The sequence below is a fragment of the Streptomyces sp. NPDC002619 genome (assembly GCF_042889305.1).
Lineage (GTDB): Bacteria > Actinomycetota > Actinomycetes > Streptomycetales > Streptomycetaceae > Streptomyces.
Genome location: NZ_JBIAQV010000025.1, coordinates 38,530 through 63,812, shown reverse-complemented (window position 1 = coordinate 63,812; position 25,283 = coordinate 38,530). Strand labels below are relative to the sequence as shown.

The window sequence follows — 25,283 nt, the reverse complement described above, 5'->3', positions numbered from 1 at the left end:
GTCACCCCTCGGATAGTACTGGCCTCGGGATTTGTGTCACACGGGTTTGGCACGGTCCGTCCCTGCTGTATCAAACGGTCCGTCCCAGCTGTATCAACCCGACGCCCCGCGGCTCTGATTGACGACCACCGCACCAGTGGGAGGACCTGTCATGCCACCTCAGCGATTCCACGAGCAGTTCGACAAGATCCAGCGCTCGCTGCCCGACGTCCCCCTGGCGATGGGGCCGGACGACTCGGCCGAGTTCATCTATGAGAAGGGCTTCGTCCTCGCCCGCGACGGCGAGGAGGCACGGGTCGTCGAGGACACCGTGCGCACTCACTTCACCGAGGCTCCCGACCTGGTCGCGGACCATGTGCGGCGAGTGAGCCCCGAGACCAACCGGACCGGCGTCACCCGGATCCAGGTCGGCGACCCGGGCCAGGGCGACCGCGCCGGTGACCCGGCCGTCGGCCACGCGCTGCGCGCCCTGCGGGAGGCGGAGGGTCGCCACGGGCGCCGACTGGTCAGCCGTAACCACGTGGTGTCGATCGCGGTCAACGCCTGCCCCGGCGACGAACCCGTCCCCGCCCCGCTCACCGAGCCGCCCAACCCCGCGGCGGCCGAGGCCGGTCACGACCCGGACACCGCCGTCGGCGTCCTCGTCATCGACACCGGCCTCATGCACGACTATCGCTCCTACCCGCTGCTCGCCCACACCGAGGGCGACGCGCAGCTCAGGGAGACCGACGACCAGGGCGTCCTCCAGCAGTACGTCGGACACGGCACGTTCATCGCCGGGCTCGTGGCGGCCGTCGCGCCCAACACCGACGTCACCGTACGCAACACACTCACCGACGCCGGCGCCATCCTGGAGTCCGACTTCGGCGCCAAGCTCTTCGCGGCGGTCGACCAGGGCGGCTGGCCGGACATCATCAGCCTTTCGGCGGGCACCTCCAACGGCCGCACCGACGGACTGCTCGGCCTCGACGCCTTCATGACCGAACTGCGCGACCAGGGCACCCTGTTGATCGCCGCGGCCGGCAACAACGGCAGCGCCGCACCGTTCTGGCCCGCCGCCTACGCCACCCTGCCCGGCTACGAGGACGTCGTGCTGTCGGTCGGCGCGCTGCGCGGCGACGGCGAGTTCGGCGCCTGCTTCAGCAACCACGGCTCCTGGGTGCGCGTCTACGCCCCCGGCGAGCGGCTCACCAGTGCCCTCACCGGCTTCGGCGCGCCGGTGCCGTACGTGTACCAGCACTCCACCTACGACGCCTGCCGGTACGGCTTCACCTACGCCTGCACCTGCCAGTCCCCGCGGCACACGGGCGTGTTGAGCGAGGAGCGGGAGACCACCTCGGGCAAGCCCGACCAGGTGATGTTCGACGGCCTCGCGCAGTGGAGCGGCACCTCGTTCGCCACCCCGGTCGCCGCCGGGCTGGTCGCCGCGCACATGACGGCGCACAAGGAGTCCGACCCGCGCGCGGCAGGCAGGCAACTGCTGGCGAACAACACCGAGTTCGCCGAGGTGCGCGGGGCGCACGTGCCGGCGCTCAGGCCGGCCACCTGGCGCCCGGTCCCGGTCGTGCGACGCGGCCACCCCGCATGACGGCGGGAACCCTCCCCTCCACGGCGTACGATGTCATGCCGTACACGAGGGGTGGGACCGTGGACCGTACAGAGGTCGGCGTGCTGGTCCGGGCCGCGGTCGACGGTGACGCGGCCGCCTGGAAGGCGCTGGTGGAGGGGCTGAGCCCGCTGGTGTGGTCGGTGGTGCGCGCGCACCGGCTCTCCGACGCCGACGGGCACGAGGTGTTCCAGACCGTGTGGCTCCGCTTCGCGCAGCACCTCGGCCGGATCCGCGAACCGGAGAAGGCCGGGTCCTGGCTGGCGAGCACGGCGCGGCACGAGTGCCTGAAGGTCATCAAGGGGCTGACGCGGCTCATGCCGACGGACGATCCCCAGGTCCTCGACCGGGTCAGTGAGGAGCGCACGCCGGAGCAGACACTGATCGACTCGGAGGAGGCCGCGGCCCAGGCCGAGCGGATCCGGCGTCTGTGGCAGGAGTTCGAGGAACTGGGCGAACGGTGCCGCCAGTTGCTGCGGGTCCTGATGGCCGCACCGCCGCCGAGCTATGTCGAGGTCTCGGCCGCGCTGGGCATCGCGGTGGGCAGCATCGGACCGCTGCGCCAGCGCTGTCTGCGCAGGCTGAGGGCGCGACTGGACGCACGGGGGGCGGTGTGAGGGACATGGACGACATGAGCGGGGAGAGGTTCTCGGACGAAGGACCCGAGGGGCTCGACGGGCTCGAAGAGGCCTTCGACGACGCGGAGTTCGACGCCACGCTCCTGGAGGAGGAGTTGCGCCAGGCGGCCGCCGTCCTGGACCCGGTCCCGGCCGAGCTGCGCCAACTGGCCATCGAGGCCTACGCGTTGCACGACCTCGACGCCAAGATCGCCGAGCTGACCTTCGACTCTCTGGTGGACGCCCTCCCGGTGAGAGGGGTGACGGACGCGCCGCGGATGCTGACCTTCCGCGCGGGCGGGCTGACCGTCGACGTCGAGGTAACCGGTCAGGGCCTGATGGGGCAGGTGCTGCCGCCGCAGTCGGCCCGGATCGAGGTACTCGGCGGTCGGCAGACGGCGGCCCCGGTCCCGGTCGACGCCATGGGCCGCTTCACCAGCGACACCCCGCCCTTCGGCCCGTTCGCGCTACGGGTGCGGACCGGCGGCGATGTGATCGTCACGGAGTGGTTGCGGGCCTGAGCCCGGACGCGGGCCCTGCCCCAGGTGACCGGCAGAGGCGGTGCCACCAGGTGGCCGGCAGGGTCCGCGGGCCGCGGACCGCGGATCATGGTCTTGCGCCGCGGTCGGCGACGCCGTCGGCCAGGGCGGCGAGTGCGGAGGCCAGCCGCCCCAGTCCCGGCCCGGCCGGCCCGCCGGGCTCGGTCATGTACGTGTCCCGGCGGATCTCGACCATGAGCGCGCCGACCCGGGGCTCCTTGCCGTAGAACTCCAGAGGCACGTACGCCCCGGCGAACGGGCTGTCGAGTCCCGTCTCCCCGCACCCGGCGAACGCCTCACGGGCCAGGTCCGCCAGCCACGCCGGGGTGTGGAAGGCGTCGGTGCCCACGCAGACAGGGGGCCGCGGGCCCGCGCCGTGCAACTCGTAGGGCAGCCGGCGCGTGGGATACGAGTGGACGTCGATGACGACGGCCCGCCCGGTGCCCGCGAGCCGGTCACGCACCGCCTGTGTCATCGCCTGCGCGTACGGCCGGAAGTAGCGGCCGACCAGCGGCTCCGGATCGGTGTCCGCGGGCCGCAGCGGGTCGCCGTGCGTGGTCCGCGTGTAGACGGCGCCCATCCCTACGGCGAGCATCTCCTCCCGCTCGTCCGGGAACCGCTCCGGATCGACGACCAGCCGCGACAGCCCGTTCACGAACCGCCAGGGCGTGACCGGGGCCAACCGGGCCGCGTCCTCGGCGAGTCGGGCCGTATGCGCGTCGGTGATGTGGTCCAGCTCCCGCTCCAGCGCGGCGTCGTCCAGCACGATCCCCGCGCGCACCGCGGCGGGTATCTCCCGCGCCGAGTGCGGCACATGAAGGATCACCGGTGAGTCGCCGGCCCCGGGCAGGAGCTCGAAGGAGGGTGCGGCAGGGGTCATGGGGCTGCTCCCGGGGCGTTGTCAGTGGCGTGCGGCAAGATCAAAGGTGCCACATCGACCGCCGACTCCAGCGGGGGGAACAGCATGCCCGTCAGCAACCAGCAGGTGACCGCTCATCCGTTTCTCCGGGTCATGTACCGGGACGGTTACTACCCCGACCACGTAGTGGACAAGGGCAGGGAGATCCTGGTGCGCCTGTGCGAGCGCATCGAGGCGGAGCGGCCTGGCGACCTGGCCGCGCTGTACGTCCTGACACAGGCGGCCACGGACGAGTTCAACGACCTCCAGGAGGCGTTCCTGGAGGCCGACAGCGAGATCGAGACCGTGGCCCGCGAGGCGATAGCCGAGGACTTCTGGTTCATCGCCGAGGCCTACGGATTCGCCGACGCCGACGCGGAGGAGCTGATCGCCACCCGGGACTGGTGATGTCCTGCCGATTCAGCCCGGTCGGCGCGGTTGGTGGCCCCCATCGGCACGCCCATACGAAGATGCCCCCGCCCGGCAGGGGCGGAGGCATCTCTCAGGGAACCGCGGGGCGTCAGCTCAGGGACGCGAGGGTCTCGTTCCAGGTGGCCGACGGGCGCATCACGCCGTCCGCCTTGGCCTTCTCCGGCTTGTAGTAGCCGCCGATGTCGGCCGGGGAGCCCTGCACGGCGAGCAGCTCGTCGACGATCTTCTGCTCGTTCGCGGCGAGCGTCTCGGCGAGCGCCGCGAACGCCTTGGCCAGGTCTGTGTCCTCGGTCTGTGCGGCCAGCTCCTGCGCCCAGTACATGGACAGGTAGAAGTGGCTGCCGCGGTTGTCGATGCCGCCCACGCGACGGGTCGGCGACTTGTTCTCGTTGAGGAAGGTCGCCGTGGCGCGGTCCAGGGTGTCGGCGAGGACCTGGGCGCGGGCGTTGCCCGTGGTCTTCGCGTACTGCTCGAAGGACGGCACCAGGGCGAAGAACTCACCCAGCGAGTCCCAGCGCAGGTAGTTCTCCTTGACCAGCTGCTGAACGTGCTTCGGGGCGGAGCCGCCGGCGCCCGTCTCGAACAGACCACCGCCCGCCATCAGCGGGACGACCGACAGCATCTTGGCGCTGGTGCCCAGCTCCAGGATCGGGAACAGGTCGGTCAGGTAGTCACGCAGCACGTTGCCGGTCACCGAGATCGTGTTCTCGCCGCGGCGGATGCGCTCGATGGACAGCTTCGTCGCCTCGACGGGGGGCAGGATCCGGATGTCCAGGCCCTCGGTGTCGTGCTCCGGCAGGTACCGCTTGACCTTCTCGATGATCACGGCGTCGTGGCCGCGGTTCTCGTCCAGCCAGAAGACGGCCGGGTCGCCGGTGGCGCGGGCTCGGGTGGCGGCCAGCTTGACCCAGTCACGGATCGGGGCGTCCTTGGTCTGGGCGCCGCGGAAGATGTCACCGGCGGCGACCGGCTGCTCCAGGACCACGTTGCCGTCCTGGTCGACCAGGCGGACCGTGCCCGGGGCCGGGATCTCGAAGGTCTTGTCGTGGGAGCCGTACTCCTCGGCCTTCTGCGCCATCAGGCCGACGTTCGGGACCGAGCCCATGGTCGACGGGTCGAAGGCGCCGTTGGCCCGGCAGTCCTCGATCACGGCCTGGTAGACGCCGGAGTAGCTGTGGTCCGGCAGGACGGCGAGGGTGTCGTGCTCCTGGCCGTCCGGGCCCCACATGTGGCCGGAGGTGCGGATCATCGCCGGCATGGACGCGTCGACGATGACGTCCGAGGGGACGTGCAGGTTGGTGATGCCCTTGTCGGAGTCGACCATCGCCAGCTCGGGGCCCGCGGCGATCTCGTCGTCGAAGGACGCCTTGATCGCGTCGCCCTCGGGCAGGGCGTCCAGGCCCTTGAGGATGGTGCCCAGACCATCGTTCGGGGACAGACCGGCGGCGGCCAGCGTCTCGCCGTACTGCTCGAAGGTCTTCGGGAAGAAGGCCCGGACGACGTGGCCGAAGATGATCGGGTCGGAGACCTTCATCATCGTGGCCTTCAGGTGCACGGAGAACAGGACGCCCTCGGCCTTGGCGCGGGCGACCTGCGCGGCGAGGAACTCGTTGAGCGCGGCGGCGCGCAGCACGGCGGCGTCGACGACCTCGTCCTTGAGGACCGGCACGGACTCGCGCAGCACGGTGGTGGTGCCGTCCTCGCCGACCAGTTCGATGCGCAGCGTGCCGTCGGCGGCGATGACCGTGGACTTCTCGGTGGACGCGAAGTCGTTCTCGGCCATCGTCGCCACGTTCGTCTTGGACTCGGAGGTCCAGGCGCCCATGCGGTGCGGGTGGGTCTTGGCGTAGTTCTTGACCGAGGCGGGGGCGCGGCGGTCGGAGTTGCCCTCGCGCAGGACCGGGTTGACGGCGGAGCCCTTGATCTTGTCGTAGCGGGCGCGGATCTCGCGCTCCTCGTCGGTCTTCGGGTCGTCCGGGTAGTCCGGCAGCGCGTAGCCCTTGCCCTGGAGCTCGGCGACGGCGGCCTTGAGCTGCGGGATCGACGCCGAGATGTTCGGCAGCTTGACGATGTTGGCCTCGGGCGTCTTGGCCAGTTCGCCCAGCTCGGTCAGCGCGTCGGCGATGCGCTGGTCCTCCTGGAGGTACTCCGGGAAAACGGCGATGATGCGGCCCGCCAGCGAGATGTCGCGGGTCTCCACGGCGACACCGGCCTGCGAGGCGTACGCCTGGACCACCGGCAGGAACGAATGCGTCGCCAGGGCCGGGGCCTCGTCTGTGTAGGTGTAGATGATGGTCGAGTCAGTCACCGGGTGCTCCGCTCCACGTCTGCAACATTGCTCGACATCAAGATATCTCCTGATCGACCCGGGCTCGACAGGGGTCCACCGGCCTTCTGCGCGGGGCAGGGCCGGGGGGCCGCGCCGGGGACCGCGGGGGAGCCGGGGTCGGGGCCGTACTCCCGCGTACGATCGCCCGCGTGACCGAGTTCTCCGTCGTGGTCTGCCTGCCGCCGACCGCACCAGGGACGGTGCACGCCGCGGTGGCGGCCGCCCTGGCTCCGTACGACTTCAACGCCACCCCCGACGGGAACCCGGCGGGCGAGTGGGACCGGTGGATCATCGACCGCGATCCGGCGGTCGAGGTCCCCTTCCGCGTCCTGCCGGCCCATGACGGCGACCCCCGGCTCCTGACGGCCGCCCGCCTCCCTGCCGACGACGTGCGTCCCCTGGGTCCGCTGGAGTGCCACGGCGGGCCCAGGGGGCTGCTCGACTTCACGGGGATGCGGCGGGAGGCGGCGCTGCGGCACGAGGCCTTGGCAGCCACGCGGGAGGAGGCGATCCGGACGGCGCTGCCCGGCTTCGCCCTCGTCACGCTCGAGGGCGAGTGGATCGACGCGGACGACGACGGCTACTGGGAGCGCGCCGACAGCTACCTCGACCGCCTGGCCGCCGAAACCGTCGTCGTCGGCCTGGCCTGCCACTGCTGAACCCCGGCCGGACTACTCCTGGCCCGCGGCCCTCGGGCCCGTACGGTCCGCCGGCACGTCGTTCCCGCCGCGCTGCTGCGGGATCACCACCGTGCCCTGCTGGAGCGCCACCGTGCGGGCGGGGGCCGGGATGCTGATGCCCTCCTCGCGGTAGCGACGGTGCAGGCGCTTGATGAACTCGTGCTTGATCCGGTACTGGTCGCTGAACTCGCCGACGCCCAGGATCACCGTGAAGCCGATGCGGGAGTCGCCGAACGTGTGGAAGCGGATGGCCGGCTCGTGCTCAGGGACCGCGCCGGTGATCTCGGTCATGACCTCGGTGACCACCTCGGAGGTCACGCGCTCGACCTGGTCCAGGTCGCTGTCGTAGCTCACCCCGACCTGCACCAGAATCGTCAACTGCTGCTCAGGGCGTGTGAAGTTGGTCATGTTGGTCTTCGCCAGCTCCCCGTTGGGGACGACCACCAGGTTGTTGGAGAGCTGACGGACCGTCGTCTGGCGCCAGTTGATGTCCACGACGTAGCCCTCCTCGCCGCTGCTCAGCCGGATGTAGTCGCCGGGCTGGACGGTCTTGGAAGCGAGGATGTGGATGCCCGCGAACAGGTTGGCGAGCGTGTCCTGGAGCGCGAGGGCCACGGCCAGACCGCCGACGCCCAGGGCGGTCAGCAGGGGCGCTATGGAGATTCCCAGTGTCTGCAGCGCCACCAGGAAGCCGATCGCCATCACCAGCACCCGGGTGATGTTGACGAAGATCGTGGCCGAGGCGGCGACACCGGAGCGGGACTGAGTGACGCCCTGCACCAGACCGGTGATCACCCGCGCCGCCGACACCGTCACGGCGAAGATCAGCAGCACCTGGAGCGTCTGGTTGGTCTGGTGCTGGACCGCCCGGGTCAGCGGCAGCACCGCCGCCGCGGCGGCCCCGCCGGCCGCGATCGCCCCCCAGGGGAGGGCGGTCCGCAGCGCGTCCACGATGACGTCGTCGCCGCTCCAGCGGGTCCGCTTGGCGTGCTTGGCCAGCCAGCGCAGCAGCGCCCGCGACAGGAACGCCGCCACCAGGCCCGCCGCCACCGCGATACCGGCGAGGATCAGGTCGTCCAGGGTGAGCGCGCGGTTCACCGGTCACCTCCGGGGACACGAACTGCGGCGTGCTGCGCCGCCGACGGCCGGATGTGAAGTCTCGTCACGTTGTCCACCTGCTCGTTTCCGGGATGTGCGATCGCGGCGGCCGTACGACGGTCGAGATGACATCGACGACCGGCCGCGACCGCTCATCCTGCCGTATCAGGAACAGGAGTTCGCGCCCGGCGGGGTGTGCGGACCGACAGGGCTGGGCCGGTGTGACTCACATATACGTCCTGTGTGACTCACATGTCCCTGAAGGAACCGTGTCGTCCCGCGCCCCCGGCGAAGCGCGCCGCGCCTTCCAGGCCCTCCGCCAACACGCCCATGCCATGGCGGAGTTCGCCCCTCAGCGCCGCCGTCTCATCCAGACCCTCCTGCTCCAGCACCGACGCCCGGTCGCCGCGCAGGCACGCCTGTGGGAACTCCGCGATGGCCGCCGCCAGTTCCTCCGCCTCGGCGCGGGCCCTCCCGGCCGGGACGACGCGATTGGCCAGGCCCATCTCGTAGGCCTCGCGCGCCGGCACCGGGCGGCCCGTGAGGATCATGTCCAGGGCGCGGCTGGTGCCGATCAGCCGCGGGAGCCGTACCGTGCCGCCGTCGATGAGCGGCACGCCCCAGCGGCGGCAGAACACGCCGAACACGGCGTCCTCCTCCACCACCCGCAGATCGCACCACAGCGCGAGTTCGAGGCCACCGGCGACGGCGTGCCCCGAGACCGCCGCGATCACCGGCTTGGACAGCCGCATCCGGGTCGGGCCCATCGGGCCGTCGCCGTCCTCAGCCACCCGGTTGCCGCGATCGGAACCCATCGCCTTCAGGTCCGCGCCCGCGCAGAACGTGCCGCCCTCGCCCCACAGCACCGCCACCCGGGCGTCGTCGTCGGCCTCGAACGTGCGGAACGCGGCGGCGAGTTCGGCCGCCGTCGGACCGTCCACGGCGTTGCGGACCTCGGGGCGGGACAGCACGACCGTGGTGACATGCTTCTGGCGTTCCAGCCGGACCGGCATGGCGAACTCCTCTCCTCGGGCGGACGACGGACCCTCGTCGTACGACGGATCCGCGTGCGTACGACGGATCCGCAGGCGTACGACGACTCCTCGGCCGGACGACCGACCGAGGAGTCACTGTGCCATCCGATGGCAGGCCCGGTCAGAGGCGAGGTCAGATGACCTTCAGCCGCACCAGCGCGCCCAGCGTCAACGCCCCAGGCACCAGCGGCAGCCAGACGGTGATGATCCGGTACGCCAGCACCACCGCCGTCGCCACGGCCACCGGGCTGCCCGCCGCCACCAGCGCCACGACGAGCGCCGCCTCGACGGAGCCGAGCCCGCCCGGCGTCGGCACCAGGGCCACCGCGACCGTCGCGGCCAGATAGGCGACCGCCATGTGCGCGGGCGGCACCGGCAGCCCCAGCGCGAGGCCCACCAGGACCAGCCCGGCCGCCTGGAGCGCGGGGAAGGCCAGCGAGCCGCCCCACAGGGCGAGCGCCCGCGCCGGCCGGGTGTGCACCAGACGCGCCTCGCCCAGCGCGGTGCGCAGGAAGCCGAAGACGGCCGTCCGCAGCCGCCGTACGAGCAGCAGCACGCCCACCGCCACGACCGCCACCACGCCGATGCCGGCCAGCAGGGGCCCGCCCACGCCGTCGGGCAGCAGGCCGCCGATCCGCAGCGCGTGCGGGAAGACGGTCAGCAGCACGGCCAGCAAGCCCACCCGGGCGACGGACTCCGCGAGCAGAAACAGCGCGAGTGCGGCCGAGGACCGCGCCAGCGGCACCCCGCACACCGTCATGAACCGCAGATTGACCGCGCCGGCGCCCAGCCCGGTGGGCAGCAGATGATTGGCGGCGCCCGCCGCGAGCTGTGTGGCGAGCAGCCTGCGCCGGGGGAGCGGTTCGATGACCGCGCCCTGCCGGGTGAAGGCGGCGGCGACCCAGGTGAGGCAGGTCGCGGCGGCCGCAGCCAGCAGCCACGGCCAATCGGCCTCCCGCAGATGCCGGAAGCCCTCGCTGAGCACGGGCCAGTGCTGCGCCGCGATCACGGCGACGAGCAGGACCGGGAGCAGGCACAGGATCTGCCGCACGGGCAGGCGCCGCAGGAACCGTCCCGGGCCGGAGTGGGGGAGTCGTACCGCTGTCACGTCCGGAGAGGTTTTCCGCGCCACACCAACTGCGGGTTGCGGGATCACGGACAGGGGCTTACGGATCGGAAGCGGTCGCACGTTGACCTTCGAAAGCGGTGGCACCTTGACCTCAACGACGCTCGAGGTTCTACGTTCTCTTCCATGAGCATGGAGACCACAGCGTGGACACAGCTGCACAGCGTGATGACCGCCCAGCAGGAGCGCCGCCCCTTCGACCGTGCGACGCTGCGCCGCATCGCCGCCTTCGCCCGCCCGCACCGCCGCCGTATCGTCCACTTCGTCCTTCTCGGGGTGGTCACCGCGCTGCTCGCCGTCGCCACCCCCGTCCTGGCCGGCCGCGTCGTGGACACGATCGTGTCGCACGGCGACGCGGGCACGGTCGTACGGTTCGCGCTGCTCATCGCCGTCCTCGCGATCGCGGAGGCAGCCCTCGGCATCCTCGGGCGCCGCCTCTCGGCGACGCTCGGGGAGGGACTCATCCTCGACCTGAGGACGGCCGTGTTCGATCATGTCCAGCGGATGCCGGTCGCGTTCTTCACACGCACTCGTACGGGGGCACTCGTCTCCCGACTCAACAACGATGTCATCGGCGCGCAGCGCGCCTTCAGCAACACCCTCTCGGGCGTCGTGAGCAACGTGGTCACGCTGCTGCTCACCCTCGCCGTCATGCTCACCCTGTCCTGGCAGATCACCCTGCTCGCCTTGGTGCTGCTTCCGGTGTTCGTGATCCCGGCCCGCCGGATGGGCAGCCGGATGGCCCGGATGCAGCGGGAGGCGGCCGCGCTCAACGCGGAGATGGGCACCCGGATGACCGAGCGCTTCTCCGCCCCCGGCGCGACCCTGGTCAAGCTGTTCGGCCGCCCCGAGGAGGAGTCGGCGGAGTTCGCGGCCCGCGCCGCCCGGGTCCGGGACATCGGCGTTCGTACGGCCACCGCCCAGTCGGCGTTCATCACCGCCCTGACCCTCGTGTCCTCCCTGGCCCTCGCCCTGGTCTACGGCCTCGGCGGCTGGTACGCGCTGCGCGGCACCCTGGAGGCGGGCGCCGTCGTGTCGCTGGCGCTGCTGCTGACCCGGCTGTACGCGCCCCTCACCGCGCTCGCCGGGGCCCGCGTCGAGGTGATGAGCGCGCTGGTCAGCTTCGAGCGCGTCTTCGAGGTGCTCGACCTGAAACCGCTCATCGAGGAGAAGCCCGACGCGCGCGAGGTGCCCGAGGGCCCGGCCGCGGTCGAGTTCGACGACGTCCGCTTCGGCTACCCGTCCGCCGACAAGGTCTCCCTGGCCTCTCTGGAGGAGGTCGCCACGCTCGACACCCGGGGTGGCGCCGAGGTCCTGCACGGCATCTCCTTCCGCGCCGAACCCGGGCAGACCGTAGCCCTTGTCGGCTCCTCGGGCGCCGGGAAGTCGACCATCGCCTCACTGCTGCCGCGCCTGTACGACGTCGACGGGGGAGTCGTCCGCATCGGCGGCACCGACGTCCGCGACCTGACCGCTGCCTCCCTGCGGGCCACCCTCGGCATGGTCACCCAGGACGGCCACCTCTTCCACGACAGCGTCCGCGCCAACCTGCTGCTGGCCCGCCCCTCGGCGAGCGACGACGAGCTGTGGGACGCGCTGACCCGCGCCCGCCTCGACGACGTCGTACGGTCCCTGCCCGACGGTCTGGACACAGTGGTCGGCGAACGCGGCTACCGCCTGTCCGGAGGCGAGCGTCAGCGTATGACGATCGCCCGGCTGCTGCTGGCCCGCCAGCGCGTCGTGATCCTCGACGAGGCCACCGCCCACCTGGACAACACCTCGGAGGCGGCAGTCCAGGAGGCGCTCGCCGAGGCGTTGGAGGGGCGGACCGCGGTCGTCATCGCGCACCGGCTGTCGACCATCCGGGCCGCGGATCTGATCCTGGTGGTCGAGGCCGGCCGGATCGTGGAGCGCGGTACGCACGAGGAACTGCTCGCGGCGGACGGCCGGTACGCGGAGCTGCACCGCACGCAGTTCGCCCAGCGGGACGACGAGGTGACGGCGGTCTGATCCGCGGGGGTTGGGAGGGGGTGCGGCCCGGCGGGTTACCGCGCACCCCCTTGACGTCAGTGGTCCGGACCTTTAACTTCACGCCTTAATCAAAGACTCCGGATGCACCCAACACCCAGTAGTCACTTGCGTGTTGGGCCCGTGTTCCGGCACCCCCCACGTGAAAGGCCGCCCCCGCATGGCCAGACCACTGACTGCAGCCGTCTCCCTCTCCGCCCTGTCCCTCGCCGCCGGCCTCCTGACCGCCGCCCCGGCCCAGGCCGCGACCGGCACCATCACCGGTCTGGCCGGCAAGTGCCTGGACGTGGCCGGGGCGAACTCGGCCGACGGCACCGCCGTCCAGCTCTACGACTGCAACGGCACGAACGCCCAGCAGTGGACCGTGGGCACCGACGGCACCATCCGCGCCCTGGGCAAGTGCCTTGACGTCACCGGCAATTCGACAGCCAACGGCGCCAAGGCCCAGCTGTGGACCTGTACCGGCGGCGCCAACCAGAAGTGGACCGTCACCTCCGCCCACGACATCGTCAACCCCCAGGCCGACAAATGCCTGGACGTCACCGACAACTCCTCCGCCAACGGCGCCCGCGCCCAGATCTGGACCTGCACCGGCGCGAGCAACCAGAAATGGACCGCACCGGCGGCGGGCGGCACCACTCCGGCCGCGCCGATGGCCGTCGCGCCGTACCTCTACAACGGCTGGGGCAGCCCGCCCAGCCCGACCACGATCACCCAGGCCACCGGCGTGAAGTGGTTCACCCTCGCCTTCGTCCTCAGCAATGGCTACTGCAACCCGCAGTGGGACGGCAGCCGTGGACTCACCGGCGGCGTCGACCAACAGACCGTCAACACCGTGCGCGCGAACGGCGGCGACATCATCCCGTCCTTCGGCGGCTACAGCGGCAACAAGCTGGAGAGCTCCTGCTCCAGTGCGGGCGAACTCGCCGGCGCCTACCAGAAGGTGATCAACGCCTACGGGCTCAAGGCCATCGACATCGACATCGAGGCCGACGCCTACAGCAACGGCACCGTGCAGCAGCGCACGGTCGACGCGCTGAAGACCGTGAAGGCCAACAACCCCGGCCTGAAGGTGTACATCACCATCGGCACCGGCACCACCGGCCCCGACACAAGCCTGATCAACCGGGCCGCGGGCTCCGGTCTGAGCGTGGACGCCTGGGCCATCATGCCGTTCGACTTCGGCGGCGCCGGCCAGAACATGGGCAACCTGACGGTGTCGGCGGCCGAGGGACTGAAGAACGCGCTCAAGAACGCGTACGGCTACAGCGACGACCAGGCCTACCGGGACATGGGCATCTCCTCCATGAACGGCATCACCGATCAGAACGAGACGGTGACGGTCAATGACTTCCGCACCATCCTGGCGTACGCGCAGCAACACCATCTGGCCCGCCTGACGTTCTGGTCCGCGAACCGCGACCGGCCGTGCACCGGCGGCCCCGCCGACAGCTGCTCCGGCGTCAGCCAGTCCGCCTGGGACTACACGCGCGTCTTCGCCGGCTACACCGGCTGACCGAGGCCCCCACCCCCCCACCGTCGGCCGACCCTGTCGGCAAGGAGGACCCGTGCTTCGACTCCTGCGCCCCGCCACCAGATCCATGGCCGCCACCCTGGTCACGGTGGCGGCGGCGTCCTTCCTCACGGCCGCGCCCGCACCGGCCGCGACCAGCCAGGCCGCCGCGCTGCCCAGCGGTGCGTCCACCCTCGTCAACGCCGCGAGCGGCAAGTGTCTGGACGCCAAGGCCGCCGCCACGGCCAACGGCACGGTCGTGCAGCAGTACACCTGCAACGGCACCACCGCCCAGCAGTGGACCTTCACCGCGACCAGCGACGGCTACGTCCGCATCAACAACGGCAACAACGCAAACCAGGTCGTGGACGTCACCGACGTCTCGACGGCCGACAATGCCCCCATCCAGCTGTGGGCCTACGGCGGCGGCGCCAACCAGCAGTGGCTGCCCGTCGACGAGGGCGGCGGGGCGTACCACTTCGTCAACCGCAACTCCGGCAAGTGCCTGGACGACCCGGCGGCCTCGACCGCCGACAGCGTGCAGTTCGTGCAGTACACCTGCAACGGCACGGCCGCCCAGCGCTTCCAGGTGGCCCCCGTGACCCCGCCCTCCGACTCCGTGGACCTCGGCCCGAACGTGGCCGTCTTCGACCCGTCGATGTCGTCGTCCACGATCCAGAGCCGACTGAACTCGATCTTCCAGCAGCAGGAGACGAACCAGTTCGGCTCGCAGCGCTACGCCGTCATGTTCAAGCCGGGCACGTACAGCGCCGACGTCAACGTGGGCTTCTACACCCAGGTGTTGGGCCTCGGTCTGACGCCCGACGCGGTGACCGTCAACGGCAAGGTGCACGCCGAGGCCGACTGGTTCAACGGCAACGCCACGCAGAACTTCTGGCGCGGCGCCGAGAACCTGTCGGTCAACCCGACCGGCGGAAGCGACCGTTGGGCCGTCTCGCAGGCCGCGGCCTATCGCCGGATGCATCTGCGCGGCAACCTCGCGCTGGACGACGGCGGATGGTCAAGTGGCGGCCTTCTCGCCGACAGCAAGATCGACGGGCAGGTCAACTCCGGCAGCCAGCAGCAGTGGCTGACCCGCAACTCGCAGCTCGGCAGCTGGACCGGCTCCAACTGGAACATGGTCTTCGTCGGCAGCCAGGGGGTCCCCGCCACCAGCTTCCCCAGCCCGCCGTACACGACGGTCGCGCAGAGCCCGGTGACCCGTGAAAAGCCGTTCCTGTACGTCGACGGCTCGGGCAACTACCAGGTGTTCGTCCCGGCGTTGCGCACCAACTCCACGGGGACCAGCTGGGCGAGCGGCAACCCCGCCGGCAGCTCGCTCCCGCTGAGCCAGTTCTACGTCGTGAAGCCGGGCGCCACCGCCGCGCAGATCAACTCGGCCCTGGCGGCGGGCCAGAACCTTCTGGTCACGCCCGGCGTCTACCACCTGAACCAGACCCTGAAGGTGACCCGCCCCGACACCGTCGTCCTGGGCCTCGGCCTCGCCACCTTCGTGCCGGACAACGGCGTCACCGCGATGACCGTCGCCGACGTCGACGGAGTGAAGATCGCCGGCGTCCTCTTCGACGCGGGCACCACCAACTCGCCCAGCCTGCTGGAGGTCGGTCCGACCGGCTCCTCCGCCTCCCACGCGGCGAACCCGACCTCCCTGCACGACGTGTACTTCCGCGTCGGCGGCGCGGGCGTCGGCAAGGCCACCACCAGCCTCGTCGTCAACAGCGACAACGTCATCGGCGACCACATGTGGATCTGGCGCGCCGACCATGGCAGCGGCGTCGGCTGGACCAGCAACACGGCCGACACCGGGCTCATCGTGAACGGCGACGACGTCACGATGTACGGCCTGTTCGTGGAGCACTACCAGAAGACCCAGACCGTCTGGAACGGCAACGGCGGCCGTACGTACTTCTTCCAGAACGAGATGCCGTACGACCCGCCCAACCAGGCCGCCTGGATGAACGGCTCCACCCAGGGTTACCCGGCCTACAAGGTCGCCGACTCCGTCACCAGCCATCAGGCCTACGGCCTCGGCAGCTACTGCTACTTCAACGTCAACCCGAGCGTCACCGCCGCGCACGCCATCGAGGCACCGAACAACGCGGGCGTCCGCTTCACCAGCATGGTGACGGTCTCCCTCGGCGGCACCGGCACCATCAGCCACGTCATCAACAACACGGGAGGGCCGTCCAACTCCGGCACGAACGTCGCCAATCTGAAGAGCTATCCGTGACCGTCACCAGGTGAGGGGCAGGCGCCGGCCGAGTTCGGCGAACCCCATGCCGTAGGTCTCCCGTACCCGCACGCCGGCGGGGCCGGTGTCGAACACCCCGTGGTCCCTGTAGACACGGGAGACACAGGCCGTGCCGGTGAGCGGGTACGTGCACATCGGGACCAGCTTGGGGCTGCCGTCCCGGGCGAACAGCCACGCTCGGCGCTGCGGCGCGCGATCGGGACGGAGGCCGTGCCCTGGTGGGCGTGGCGTGTCGATGCCGGGCGTGCGCTACGACCCTGATAGCCCGGCAGCAGAGGCTCAGAGGCGGCTGTACTGCTCGATGTCCTCGGTGAACTCCTCGATCGCCCGCGCCGTGAGCGTGGGCCGGGTGTCGGCGATGGCGTCGAGGTAGTCCTCGGTGGTGGCGGGCCGGCCCTTGCGATCGGTGACCTCGCGTTCGAACGCCGACTGCGCTCCCTTGCGAGCGGCGAACTCGATGTCGGCCGGCGTGAACAGCTCACTGGCCGCGACCAGCTGGTCCACGTCCACCGAGCCCGCGGTCGCCTTGAGATAGCGGGCCCAGATCGCCGCGCGGGCGGTCGCGTCGGGCGGCCCGATCGGGATGACGTAGTCGAAACGGCCCGGCCGCAGAAAGGCGGGGTCGAGGGACCGTACCGAATTGGTGGCGCAGGTCAGCAGCCGGGCGTCGTGCTCGCGGAAGCCGGGGATGAGTTTCAGCAACTCGTTGGTCACCCCGTGCCCGGGGTCGACCGCCTTCCCGGAGCGCACCCCGGCGATCTCCTCGACCTCGTCGATGAACAGGACCACCGAGTCCAGTTCCGCGAGGTCCGCGAACGTCTCGCGCAGCGCCGCGGCGAGCCCGTCGCTCGTGGCGGCCGCGAGCCGGGACGGGAACAGCTCGACGAACGGCCAGCCGAGCCGCGAGGCCACCGCCTTGGCGAAGCTGGTCTTCCCGGTGCCGGGCGGGCCGAAGAGGATGACCGCCTTCGGCGGGGCGACACCGTAGCGGTCGGCCAGTGCCGGCTCGGCGAGCGGGAGTACGACACGGCGCTCGACGACCTGCTTCTCCTGCTCCCTGCCTGCCATGTCGTCCCACAGCCCCTCGGGCAGCATGCGCCCGCCCAGATCCGTGAGAACGGCCGCGTGGGAGGGCCCGTACGGTTCGACCTTCTCGTAGTAGACGAGATCGTCGCGGGACTGGTAGCCGGAGTTCTCCAGGGCCTTCGTCCCCGCGGCGCGGGCGGGCAGGAGGGCACTGACGCGGCGTACCCCCTGCGCCCGCAGCCGCCGTTCCAGCTCGGTGAGGAGGGCGCTGCCGATACCGCGCTCGCGCCACCGGGAGGCGAGCGCCATCAACAGGACCCACCCCCGCCGCCCGTGCGCCTGGGCCACGGCCATGCCCACCAGCTGGTCACCGACCACGGCGACCACCGCCGTCTGCCCGGTCCGGGCCTCGGCCATCACCTCGGAGACCGGGAAGACCGGGGCCTCGTCGGCCCGGCGGCTCTCGTCCCATATCTGGACGGCCTGGTCGAGATCGTCGTCACGATAGTCACGCAGATGCCATGCGGGCATGGCCCACCTCACCGGTCCCGGGACACTCCATTGTCACCGCAGGGGCGCCGACGGGCGACCGGGCCGCGTCTCCCGCCGGAGACCCGGCCCGGTCAGCGAGACGGGGAGCGGCGTCAGCCGCTGTCGCTCGGTAGGGGGTGGGGTGGGGACGAAGACGAGGGCGTGGCCGAGCGGAAGCCGATCCCCGCTCGTGGCGGCAGCCGCACCGGTCGCGTAAGCGACAGTCATGCTCGCGGAAGTCGATCCGGCGCGCCCGATCACGTGAACAACGGCCGCCGGACGACGGACATTGCGCTCAGTCAGATGATCGCTGCTTGGCCGGTCCAGTATCCGGGTGACGCGTGGGCCGCGTTCGTCGGGCTCACCTCGTAGGAGCGGCACATCTGACCCTCGTGCGCGGAAATCCTGTCGAGCCTCGCCTCGGTCCCGCCTAACCTGGCGGTATGGCTCACGCGAAGACCTCGTACGTCTGTCTGCCCTGCCGGGCCTCGTACAAGCAGCCCTACAACCGTGACAGGCGGCACCGGATCTGCCCCCGCTGCGCGGAGCCACTGATCCACGTGGGGTCGGCCTTCGCTCCGCCCCGGCGCCGGGACACCGCGGCGTGGCGGACACTGTCCGTCCTGCTGCACGCGGGGGTCGGCTTCCACAAGAGCTGTTGTGGCGGGCCGGGTTACCGTCCGCGCACCCTGCGGGAGGTCCGCGAGCGGATGACGTACGCCCGACGCAGCGGCGAGCCGTTCGCCAGGGCGCTCGTACGGTACGACGTGCTGTAAAGGAGCCAGGGGAACCAGTTCCCGGTGTCGACGGGTTTCACGTCGATTCCTCGGCTTTCGCTCCTGTCGGCGCTGCCGCAGGCCACGCGCGGGGAAACGGCACGCGCAGGGATTCCGCCGCGACCGGCGTGTGCTCGGCGGTCGCGTGCAGCCGACCGTCGCACAGGACGATGGCGGCGCTGCGGAGCATCGTATCGACCAGTTCGGCGGCGAGTGCCTCATGGCTCGCGCCGAGCGGGACGTCCGTGCCCTGACGACGGTGGCCCGGGAACTCGGCCCACTCCTCGACGCGGCGGTGAGCAAGGACGACCGATCGGCCGCCCTGCTGAAGCGTGGCCGCGAAACTCCCGAGCCGGGGACTTCCAGGTGGTACACGGTCCGGAGGGGCCGTCATCCGGCCAGGCGCTCCACGAGGAGGAACCCGCCGATGATGATCATCATGGCGCCGCTGGTGCGTGTGACGACGCGTGCCGCCGCCGGGCGGGCTGCCAGCACGGTGCGGGCCAGCATGCCCACGCCGAGGTAGACGACGGCGCAGCTCGCCATGTGAAGGGTGCCGAACAGACCGGTCTGCGCGGCAACCGGCCAGCCTTCCGCGGGATCGATGAACTGGGGGAACAGAGAGAAGTACAGCAGCAGCGCCTTGGGGTTGAGTCCGCTGATTCCCGCGCCTCTCAGCATGACCTGCCAGCCGGAGGCGGCTACGGCCTCGGCGGAGGCGCTGGGTGTGGCCGGCCTCGCCAGGACGCCCCAGCCGAGCCACATCAGATAGGCGGCCCCGAGAACGGTCAGCGTCGTGAGGAGGCTCGCGGAGCTGGCGACGATCACCACGAGGCCGGCCACTGCGAGCAGGGTGTATCCGGCGTAACCGGCCACCAGCCCCGCGACCGCGGGGAACAGCGACCGGTTTCTCAGCCCTGCCGCGATCGCGTAGGCCCAGTCCGCGCCGGGAGTGAACACCAGGAGGAGGTCCACTGCCAGGAAAGCCGCCACGGTGCCCGTGTCCATACCGGATCTATCCTTCTGCCGCTCGTCTGTACGAGAGGGAAGAGTAGGAGTTTTCCGGGCGAAAGTGTTTCCAAAGATTCCCCGTTCTCTCGAACTTCTGAGAATAATCTTCTCCATGGACGACCTGGATCGGAAAATTCTTGCCGAGCTGCAGTTGAACGGCCGTCTGACGGTCACCGAACTGGCCGCCCGGGTGAAGCTCAGCGTCTCGCCGTGCCACCGGCGCCTGCGCGACCTCGAACGTACGGGCGCGATCCGCGGCTACCGCGCAGTCGTGGACCCGGCCGCTGTCGGCCTGGGCTTCGAGGCCCTGGTGTTCGCCACCCTGGGCTGGGAGGACCGGGATACGGTCACTGCCTTCGAGCAGGCCGTGAGCGCGGTCCCACACGTGGTGCAGGCCCAACGCCTGTTCGGTGAGCCCGACTATCTGCTGCGCGTGGTCACCACCGACCTGACGGCCTTCCAGCAGCTCTACGACCAGCGGCTGGCCACCTTGCCGGGTGTCCAGCGCCTGACATCCACCCTGGTCATGAAGCAAGTTGTCCACGACCGCGCGTTGCCCGAGTAGTACGCTCCGGAGACTGCCCTTGACCTGCAAAAAGCGGGCAGGGAGCAGACAAGGCAGGCGGCTGGCCGGCAGGCATCGGCCTTGCTCGCGTCGGCGCTCTCCCCCTGGCTTCCCCCAGGGCCGGCCTGCGTCGCCGGCCAGCGCCGGGACCGTAGTACCCCGGTACTACCCGCCCGGCAGGGTTCAGCCCCGGGTACCACCGGATCCGGGGGATCGCGGGCCTAGCGTTGCGGAGGAGGCGTCAGGCGTGCCGGACGCCGCAGCCCGAGAGAGAGAACGCGAATGATCGACGCACAGCAGCTCACCAAGAGGTATGGGGAGAAGACAGCCGTCGACGGTCTGGACTTCACCGTGAAGCCGGGCACCGTGACCGGTTTCCTGGGGCCCAACGGGGCGGGAAAATCCACGACGATGCGCATGATCGTCGGGCTCGACGCGCCCACGAGCGGCTCCGTCACGGTGAACGGCCACCGCTACGCCCGCCACCAGGCGCCGCTGCAGGAGGTCGGGGCGCTCCTCGAGGCGAAGTCGATCCACCCGGGCCGCTCGGCCTACAACCACCTCCGGGCGCTCGCGCTGACCCATGGCATTCCGCGCCGCCGGGTCGACGAGGTCGTCGAACTCGCCGGTCTCGGCAGCGTCGCGACGAAGCGGGCCGGTGCCTTCTCCCTCGGCATGGGGCAGCGCCTCGGCATCGCGGCCGCGCTGCTGGGCGATCCGCAGACGGTGATGCTGGACGAGCCCGTGAACGGACTCGACCCCGAGGGTGTGCTCTGGATCCGCAATCTGCTGACGTCACTCGCGGCCGAGGGACGGACGGTGTTCGTCTCCTCGCACCTGATGAGCGAGGTGGCGCTGGTGGCGGACCACCTGATCATCGTCGGCCGGGGGCGGCTGCTGGCCGACACGACCGTGCGCGATCTGGTCCGCGAGGCGGGCGGCGACACCGTGAAGGTGGCGACGCAGGACACCGCACGGCTGCGGGACGTGCTGGCCGGGCCGGGCGTGGAGATAACCGGCCGGGTCGGCTCCGAGGAGCTGCAGGTGACCGGGGTGAGCGCTCGCGAGATCGGGCTGAAAGCGGCCGAGCACGGGATTCCCCTGTTCGAGCTGACCACGAAGGCGGTGTCGCTGGAGGAGGCATTCATGGAACTGACCAGGGATGCCGTGGAGTACCACGGCTCAACCACCGGCGCCGACGCCTCCCGGAGGGCGGCATGAGCACTCTGACCGCAACCCCCGAGAGCCCCGGGACCGCCGATGTCGCTCCCGCCGCTCGTCCCGTCTACCGGGTGACCGGACGGCGTGTGCTGTCCTCGGAGTGGGCCAAGCTCTGGTCCCTGCGCTCCACCTGGATCACCCTCGGCCTGGGCCTGTTGTTCCTCGTCGCCTTCGGCGTCATCGCCGCCAGCCATTACAAGTCCGGGATCGACTCAGGCCGCCCCATGGACCGCGACTTCGCCTCCGCGACGGCGGTGAGCCTGTCCCTCTTCGGCACGAACTTCGCCCAGCTGGCCCTCGGCGTACTCGGTGTGCTGGTCACGGCGGGCGAGTACTCCACCGGCATGATCCGCTCGACCCTGGCCGCGGTGCCGCGCCGGCTCCCCGTGCTGTGGTCCAAGGCAGCGGTGTACGGGCTGGTCGCGCTGGTGATCGCCACCGCCGGTGCGTTCGTCGCCTTCCTGGTCGGCAGCCAGATCGTCTCCGGCACGCCCGCCGCCATGGGCCTCGGCCACGCCGGCGTCGTACGCAGCCTGCTCGGCGCCGGGCTCTATCTCGGTCTGGTCGGTGTGATCGGCACCGCCCTGGGCGCGCTGCTGCGGTCCGTGGCCGGCGGCATCTCGGTCCTGGTCGCCGCCCTCATGCTGGTCCCCGGACTGATCTCCCTGCTGCCCAGCTCGTGGCAGGGCAACATCGACCCCTACCTTCCGAGCCACGCGGGTGAGTCGATCTTCGCCCTGACCCACGACTCCACCACCCTGTCGCCCGCCGCCGGGCTCCTGGTGTTCCTCGGCTGGACGGCGCTGGCGCTGGCCGGGGCGGCGTACCGGCTGCTGCGCAGCGACGTCTGAGCACCTGCCCCCGCATCATGGGCCGGACCCGCATCATGGGCTGGTGAACTCCGTGACCACCGAAGACCTCAGCGGGATGGGGCCGCTGGTCGCCCGGCTAGGCCGGGCCGGCCAGCGGCTCCGGCACGCCGACCGGGCCCGTCCGTGGGTGCTGGACACCGCGGTGGTGGTCCTGGTCTTCCTACTGTTCTGCCTGCCGGACCTGCTGCACGGGGGCGGCGGGGACGGCGACGGTCCGCGCCGTTTCCGCCTGGCGTTCACCCGGCTGCCCCTGGCCGGCATGCTGGCCCTTCAGGCCGGGCTGGTGCTGCCGCTGCTGTGGCGGCGGCGGGCGCCCGCAGTGGCCTTCGGCGCCGTCACGGCCGTGTTCGTCCTGCAGTGGTCTCTCGGCGCCGCACTCCGTGCGGACGTCGCCCTCTTCGTCGCCCTGTACAGCCTGGCCCTGCACGGGCGGCTACGGCAGCTGCCGTGGGCCTGCGCGGCCATGGCGGGTGCGTTGGGCCTGGTCGCGGCACGGGTCTCGGCGGCGGTGTCGGTCTGGGACGCGCTCTTCTTTCTCCTCAGCACGGCGACCGCGGCCCTCGCGCTCGGCCTGATGATCCGCATCCGGCGGGCCCAGCTGGCCGGGCTGCGGGACCGTGCGGCCCGGTTGGAGATAGAACGCGACCAGCGCGGCAGGCTCGCTGTCGCGGCCGAACGGACACGGGTGGCCCGCGAGATGCACGACATCGTCGGGCACAACCTGTCGGTCATCATCACGCTCGCCGACGCGGGTGCCTATGCCACGGCCGTCGCTCCGGAACGGGGCAAGGAGGCCCTGCACCTCATCGGCGACACCGGCCGCCAGGCCCTGAGCGAACTGCGGCGCGTACTCGGCGTGCTGCGGGAGGCGGACGGCCCGCGCACCGAGCCCGAGCTGAGCCCGCAGCCCGGTCTCGCGGACATCGACGCGCTGTGCGAGGGGGTGCGCGCCGCCGGCCTGGAGGTCGTCTACCGTACCGCCGGTGACGTCGACGCCCTCGACAACGGGGTGCAGCTGACCGTCTACCGCATCGTGCAGGAGGCCCTGACGAACACCCTGAAGCACGCCGGTGCCGGCGCCCGTGCGAACCTGGCGATCGCCGTGGCGGACACGCGGGTGACCATCACCGTCCAGGACTCCGGCCCACCCGCCCCGGTCGGCCGGCGTGGACCGGCGAACGAGGAAGGACACGGCCTGGTGGGGATGCGAGAACGAGCGGCTCTCTACGGCGGACACGTCAGCGCCGGTCCCGTCGGCGCGGGATGGACGGTGCGGGCCGCACTCGACCTTGCTCCCCAGGGCGGTGCCCGATGACCACCGTGCTCGTCGTGGACGACCAGCCGCTCCAGCGGTACGGCTTCCGCATGCTCCTCGACTCCGTGCCCGAGACGGAGGTGGTCGGCGAGGCCGCGCACGGAGCGGAAGCGGTGCGCAGGGCCGCCGAACTCCGCCCCGACGTCGTCCTCATGGACGTACGCATGCCGGGCATGGACGGCATCGAGGCCACGCGCCGTATCGTCGCCGCCGGCGACCGCTCCCGCGTCCTCGTTCTGACCACCTTCGACCTCGACGAGTACGTCCACGCGGCCCTGCGCGCCGGAGCCAGCGGCTTCCTCCTCAAGGACGCCCGCCCCGAGGAACTCCTCGCGGGCATCCGCGCCGTGGCCGTCGGAGACGCGGTGATCGCTCCCGCACTTACCCGCCGGCTCCTCCACGAGTTCGCCCGGCTCGTACCACCTCGTGCCGACGGCTCCGCCGAGGATTCGAGGCTGAGCTCCCTCACCGACCGCGAACGCGAGATCCTCGTCGCCATCGGCAAGGGGTGGACCAACGGCGAGATCGCCACCCGCTTCGTCCTGTCGGAGTCCACGGTGAAGACCCACGTCGGCCGCGTCCTGTCCAAGATCGGCGCCCGTGACCGCATCCAGGCGGTGATCTTCGCCTACGACCACGGCCTGGCCCGTCCCCAGGCGGGGTGAGCCGACGAGTTCAGCCGTAGCCCGGCAGCGAAGCGAAGCGATCCATCGCACGGGATGAGATCAAATCTCCAGGCGGTAGTTCGCATTCCTTCGGGCGCAGCGGGACTGCCTCGTCGTGGAGGTGCAGCGGCGTGCCGGGCGGCGATGACGAGGTCGCCGCGGGGGATCGGCGTCGGCGTCCAGGCCCGTGCCGGTTCTTGGTCCCCGGTGGTCGGCCGGGGTCGGCCGGGGGTGGGCTTCTGTGCACGGCTGGGGTTGCGGCCGCTGGACGCAGGTTTGTGAACCCCTGCCGGACTCGTGCCGGCTGCGGAGCCTGGGGGCCGTCCGGCCGGGGGCTTGCTCATGGGTCGGTTCCGGGTCCGCTGTCCAGCGTCGTGGAAATAGTACGGTTGCGATCCCGAGCCTGGTCTACGGTGATGGTACGAAACAGTTCCGTACTAAAGGGAGCCTCGCGATGGCCCGTACCAGCGGTGATGAGCCGATCCGCCGTCCTCGGATGACCCCCGAGCGGGAGAAGGAGCTGCTCACCACGGTGATGGACGTGGTGCGCGAGGTCGGATACGACGAGTTGTCCATGGACCTGGTCGCAACCCGGGCGCGGTGCAGCAAGGCCACGCTCTACCGGATGTGGCCGGGCAAGCCGCAGATGGTCTCGGCGGCGCTTTACGCCACGCGGCCACTTAGGCCGGAGGAGATCGACACCGGGACGCTTCGCGGCGACCTGATGGCCATGGTCGATCTGTTCGGCCCGCACGCGGAGAAGGACTCGGCACTGATCGCCGCACTGGGACATGCCGTGCTCACCGACAGGGAGCTCGCCGAGGCGCTGCGCACCACGCTGGTGCAGCCCTGGTTCGCCGATCTCACCGGTGTCGTCGACCGGGCCGTCGAGCGGGGTGAGCTGGCTTCCAGACCCGCGGCGACGGAGTTTTTGCCACAGTTGCTCATCAGCGTGGCGCTGACCCGTCCGGTGTTCGAGGGCGTCCCCGCCGACGCGGAGCACCTCGCACGCTGTGTCGACCATGCGCTGCTTCCCGCGCTGCTGCACACCTGACCCGGCCACCTGACGGAAACGTCGCCGACCAGCCGGAGGACGCCGAGCCCCTGAGTACGGAGAACGACCGATAGG

The 25,283-nt window shown here is 71.0% G+C and carries 22 protein-coding genes and 2 pseudogenes; 16 read left to right on the top strand and 8 right to left on the bottom strand.

Going from position 1 to position 25,283, the window contains the following annotated elements; all coding sequences use genetic code 11:
* Positions 1–151: 151 nt before the first annotated feature.
* The 3 genes from ACFYXB_RS30600 to ACFYXB_RS30590 are packed head-to-tail and all read left to right on the top strand — an operon-like array spanning position 152 to position 2,744.
* On the top strand, positions 152–1,588 hold the full coding sequence (locus tag ACFYXB_RS30600) for a S8/S53 family peptidase (RefSeq protein WP_389587799.1): 1,437 nt from the start codon (positions 152–154) through the stop codon (positions 1,586–1,588).
* A complete protein-coding gene (locus tag ACFYXB_RS30595; protein WP_389587797.1) occupies positions 1,585–2,223 on the top strand; it encodes an RNA polymerase sigma factor in 639 nt (212 codons plus the stop codon). Before ACFYXB_RS30600 ends, ACFYXB_RS30595 begins: the two co-directional genes overlap by 4 nt.
* A gap of 5 nt (positions 2,224–2,228) precedes the next feature.
* Positions 2,229–2,744, top strand: coding sequence for a hypothetical protein (locus tag ACFYXB_RS30590; protein ID WP_389587795.1), 516 nt, complete (start codon positions 2,229–2,231; stop codon positions 2,742–2,744).
* Between the two features lie 85 nt (positions 2,745–2,829).
* On the opposite strand, the gene ACFYXB_RS30585 is transcribed toward ACFYXB_RS30590, so the two are convergent.
* The gene (locus ACFYXB_RS30585) at positions 2,830–3,642 is read right to left on the bottom strand and encodes an N-formylglutamate amidohydrolase (protein WP_389587793.1); all 813 of its coding nucleotides are present in this window, start codon (positions 3,640–3,642) and stop codon (positions 2,830–2,832) included.
* Between the two features lie 84 nt (positions 3,643–3,726).
* Here ACFYXB_RS30585 and ACFYXB_RS30580 point away from each other — a divergent pair, with 84 nt between their 5' ends.
* Entirely contained in the window at positions 3,727–4,068 is a 342-nt protein-coding gene (locus ACFYXB_RS30580; protein WP_389587791.1) for a DUF5713 family protein, read from the top strand.
* Positions 4,069–4,180: 112 nt separating this feature from the next.
* Here ACFYXB_RS30580 and ACFYXB_RS30575 read toward each other — a convergent pair whose 3' ends face one another.
* Positions 4,181–6,400 carry an NADP-dependent isocitrate dehydrogenase gene (locus tag ACFYXB_RS30575; RefSeq protein WP_389587790.1) on the bottom strand — a complete coding sequence of 740 codons (2,220 nt, stop codon included), beginning with the start codon at positions 6,398–6,400 and terminating at the stop codon, positions 4,181–4,183.
* A gap of 170 nt (positions 6,401–6,570) precedes the next feature.
* Between ACFYXB_RS30575 and ACFYXB_RS30570 the strand changes: the two genes are divergently transcribed.
* The gene (locus tag ACFYXB_RS30570; RefSeq protein WP_389587788.1) at positions 6,571–7,080 is read left to right on the top strand and encodes a hypothetical protein; all 510 of its coding nucleotides are present in this window, start codon (positions 6,571–6,573) and stop codon (positions 7,078–7,080) included.
* A gap of 12 nt (positions 7,081–7,092) precedes the next feature.
* Here the strand turns inward: ACFYXB_RS30570 and ACFYXB_RS30565 are convergent, their stop codons facing one another.
* The 3 genes from ACFYXB_RS30565 to ACFYXB_RS30555 form a co-directional block, all read right to left on the bottom strand.
* Positions 7,093–8,199 carry a mechanosensitive ion channel family protein gene (locus ACFYXB_RS30565; protein WP_389587786.1) on the bottom strand — a complete coding sequence of 369 codons (1,107 nt, stop codon included), beginning with the start codon at positions 8,197–8,199 and terminating at the stop codon, positions 7,093–7,095.
* A 248-nt stretch (positions 8,200–8,447) separates the two neighbouring features.
* Entirely contained in the window at positions 8,448–9,212 is a 765-nt protein-coding gene (locus ACFYXB_RS30560) for a crotonase/enoyl-CoA hydratase family protein (protein WP_389587784.1), read from the bottom strand.
* A 154-nt stretch (positions 9,213–9,366) separates the two neighbouring features.
* Entirely contained in the window at positions 9,367–10,341 is a 975-nt protein-coding gene (locus tag ACFYXB_RS30555) for a lysylphosphatidylglycerol synthase domain-containing protein (RefSeq protein ID WP_351356481.1), read from the bottom strand.
* Positions 10,342–10,485: 144 nt separating this feature from the next.
* On the opposite strand from ACFYXB_RS30555, the gene ACFYXB_RS30550 reads away from it, so the two are divergent.
* The 3 genes from ACFYXB_RS30550 (at position 10,486) to ACFYXB_RS30540 (ending at position 16,151) form a co-directional block, all read left to right on the top strand.
* The gene (locus tag ACFYXB_RS30550; protein WP_389587781.1) at positions 10,486–12,369 is read left to right on the top strand and encodes an ABC transporter ATP-binding protein; all 1,884 of its coding nucleotides are present in this window, start codon (positions 10,486–10,488) and stop codon (positions 12,367–12,369) included.
* Positions 12,370–12,547: 178 nt separating this feature from the next.
* The gene (locus ACFYXB_RS30545; protein WP_351356475.1) at positions 12,548–13,903 is read left to right on the top strand and encodes a lectin; all 1,356 of its coding nucleotides are present in this window, start codon (positions 12,548–12,550) and stop codon (positions 13,901–13,903) included.
* A gap of 85 nt (positions 13,904–13,988) precedes the next feature.
* On the top strand, positions 13,989–16,151 hold the full coding sequence (locus ACFYXB_RS30540; protein ID WP_389587863.1) for an RICIN domain-containing protein: 2,163 nt from the start codon (positions 13,989–13,991) through the stop codon (positions 16,149–16,151).
* 3 nt (positions 16,152–16,154) lie between these two features.
* Here the strand turns inward: ACFYXB_RS30540 and ACFYXB_RS30535 are convergent.
* Both ACFYXB_RS30535 and ACFYXB_RS30530 read right to left on the bottom strand, forming a co-directional pair.
* A pseudogene (locus ACFYXB_RS30535) lies at positions 16,155–16,343 on the bottom strand (3-oxoadipate CoA-transferase); the annotation flags it as partial.
* A 108-nt stretch (positions 16,344–16,451) separates the two neighbouring features.
* Complete coding sequence (locus ACFYXB_RS30530) at positions 16,452–17,729, bottom strand: ATP-binding protein (protein ID WP_389587779.1); 1,278 nt, start codon at positions 17,727–17,729, stop codon at positions 16,452–16,454.
* Between the two features lie 443 nt (positions 17,730–18,172).
* Here ACFYXB_RS30530 and ACFYXB_RS30525 point away from each other — a divergent pair, with 443 nt between their 5' ends.
* Both ACFYXB_RS30525 and ACFYXB_RS30520 read left to right on the top strand, forming a co-directional pair.
* Positions 18,173–18,505, top strand: a complete 333-nt coding sequence (locus ACFYXB_RS30525) for a deoxyxylulose-5-phosphate synthase (RefSeq protein ID WP_389587777.1) — start codon at positions 18,173–18,175, stop codon at positions 18,503–18,505.
* A gap of 208 nt (positions 18,506–18,713) precedes the next feature.
* A pseudogene (locus ACFYXB_RS30520) lies at positions 18,714–18,809 on the top strand (TetR/AcrR family transcriptional regulator); the annotation flags it as partial.
* 86 nt (positions 18,810–18,895) lie between these two features.
* Here the strand turns inward: ACFYXB_RS30520 and ACFYXB_RS30515 are convergent.
* On the bottom strand, positions 18,896–19,513 hold the full coding sequence (locus tag ACFYXB_RS30515; protein ID WP_389587775.1) for a LysE family translocator: 618 nt from the start codon (positions 19,511–19,513) through the stop codon (positions 18,896–18,898).
* Between the two features lie 115 nt (positions 19,514–19,628).
* Between ACFYXB_RS30515 and ACFYXB_RS30510 the strand changes: the two genes are divergently transcribed.
* From ACFYXB_RS30510 to ACFYXB_RS30485, 6 genes are all read left to right on the top strand, one after another.
* The gene (locus tag ACFYXB_RS30510; RefSeq protein ID WP_389587773.1) at positions 19,629–20,081 is read left to right on the top strand and encodes an Lrp/AsnC family transcriptional regulator; all 453 of its coding nucleotides are present in this window, start codon (positions 19,629–19,631) and stop codon (positions 20,079–20,081) included.
* Between the two features lie 282 nt (positions 20,082–20,363).
* Positions 20,364–21,302, top strand: a complete 939-nt coding sequence (locus tag ACFYXB_RS30505) for an ATP-binding cassette domain-containing protein (RefSeq protein WP_389587771.1) — start codon at positions 20,364–20,366, stop codon at positions 21,300–21,302.
* Positions 21,299–22,153, top strand: a complete 855-nt coding sequence (locus ACFYXB_RS30500) for an ABC transporter permease (RefSeq protein ID WP_351356467.1) — start codon at positions 21,299–21,301, stop codon at positions 22,151–22,153. Before ACFYXB_RS30505 ends, ACFYXB_RS30500 begins: the two co-directional genes overlap by 4 nt.
* A 76-nt stretch (positions 22,154–22,229) precedes the next feature.
* Positions 22,230–23,489, top strand: a complete 1,260-nt coding sequence (locus ACFYXB_RS30495) for a histidine kinase (protein ID WP_389587861.1) — start codon at positions 22,230–22,232, stop codon at positions 23,487–23,489.
* Entirely contained in the window at positions 23,486–24,154 is a 669-nt protein-coding gene (locus tag ACFYXB_RS30490; protein ID WP_389587769.1) for a response regulator, read from the top strand. The genes ACFYXB_RS30495 and ACFYXB_RS30490 overlap by 4 nt, the downstream gene beginning before the upstream one ends.
* A 454-nt stretch (positions 24,155–24,608) precedes the next feature.
* Positions 24,609–25,208, top strand: coding sequence for a TetR/AcrR family transcriptional regulator (locus ACFYXB_RS30485; RefSeq protein ID WP_389587767.1), 600 nt, complete (start codon positions 24,609–24,611; stop codon positions 25,206–25,208).
* Positions 25,209–25,283 lie beyond the last annotated feature (75 nt).

What these genes read in the sequence shown, in the direction of transcription:
- ACFYXB_RS30530 (WP_389587779.1), bottom strand. Translation starts at nt 17,729, where the DNA reads ATGCCCGCATGGCATCTGCGTGACTATCGTGACGACGATCTCGACCAG.
- ACFYXB_RS30550 (WP_389587781.1), top strand. Translation starts at nt 10,486, where the DNA reads ATGAGCATGGAGACCACAGCGTGGACACAGCTGCACAGCGTGATGACC.
- ACFYXB_RS30600 (WP_389587799.1), top strand. Translation starts at nt 152, where the DNA reads ATGCCACCTCAGCGATTCCACGAGCAGTTCGACAAGATCCAGCGCTCG.
- ACFYXB_RS30590 (WP_389587795.1), top strand. Translation starts at nt 2,229, where the DNA reads ATGGACGACATGAGCGGGGAGAGGTTCTCGGACGAAGGACCCGAGGGG.
- ACFYXB_RS30585 (WP_389587793.1), bottom strand. Translation starts at nt 3,642, where the DNA reads ATGACCCCTGCCGCACCCTCCTTCGAGCTCCTGCCCGGGGCCGGCGAC.
- ACFYXB_RS30495 (WP_389587861.1), top strand. Translation starts at nt 22,230, where the DNA reads ATGGGGCCGCTGGTCGCCCGGCTAGGCCGGGCCGGCCAGCGGCTCCGG.
- ACFYXB_RS30595 (WP_389587797.1), top strand. Translation starts at nt 1,585, where the DNA reads ATGACGGCGGGAACCCTCCCCTCCACGGCGTACGATGTCATGCCGTAC.
- ACFYXB_RS30505 (WP_389587771.1), top strand. Translation starts at nt 20,364, where the DNA reads ATGATCGACGCACAGCAGCTCACCAAGAGGTATGGGGAGAAGACAGCC.
- ACFYXB_RS30525 (WP_389587777.1), top strand. Translation starts at nt 18,173, where the DNA reads ATGGCTCACGCGAAGACCTCGTACGTCTGTCTGCCCTGCCGGGCCTCG.
- ACFYXB_RS30560 (WP_389587784.1), bottom strand. Translation starts at nt 9,212, where the DNA reads ATGCCGGTCCGGCTGGAACGCCAGAAGCATGTCACCACGGTCGTGCTG.
- ACFYXB_RS30490 (WP_389587769.1), top strand. Translation starts at nt 23,486, where the DNA reads ATGACCACCGTGCTCGTCGTGGACGACCAGCCGCTCCAGCGGTACGGC.
- ACFYXB_RS30515 (WP_389587775.1), bottom strand. Translation starts at nt 19,513, where the DNA reads ATGGACACGGGCACCGTGGCGGCTTTCCTGGCAGTGGACCTCCTCCTG.
- ACFYXB_RS30510 (WP_389587773.1), top strand. Translation starts at nt 19,629, where the DNA reads ATGGACGACCTGGATCGGAAAATTCTTGCCGAGCTGCAGTTGAACGGC.
- ACFYXB_RS30540 (WP_389587863.1), top strand. Translation starts at nt 13,989, where the DNA reads ATGGCCGCCACCCTGGTCACGGTGGCGGCGGCGTCCTTCCTCACGGCC.
- ACFYXB_RS30580 (WP_389587791.1), top strand. Translation starts at nt 3,727, where the DNA reads ATGCCCGTCAGCAACCAGCAGGTGACCGCTCATCCGTTTCTCCGGGTC.
- ACFYXB_RS30545 (WP_351356475.1), top strand. Translation starts at nt 12,548, where the DNA reads ATGGCCAGACCACTGACTGCAGCCGTCTCCCTCTCCGCCCTGTCCCTC.
- ACFYXB_RS30500 (WP_351356467.1), top strand. Translation starts at nt 21,299, where the DNA reads ATGAGCACTCTGACCGCAACCCCCGAGAGCCCCGGGACCGCCGATGTC.
- ACFYXB_RS30485 (WP_389587767.1), top strand. Translation starts at nt 24,609, where the DNA reads ATGGCCCGTACCAGCGGTGATGAGCCGATCCGCCGTCCTCGGATGACC.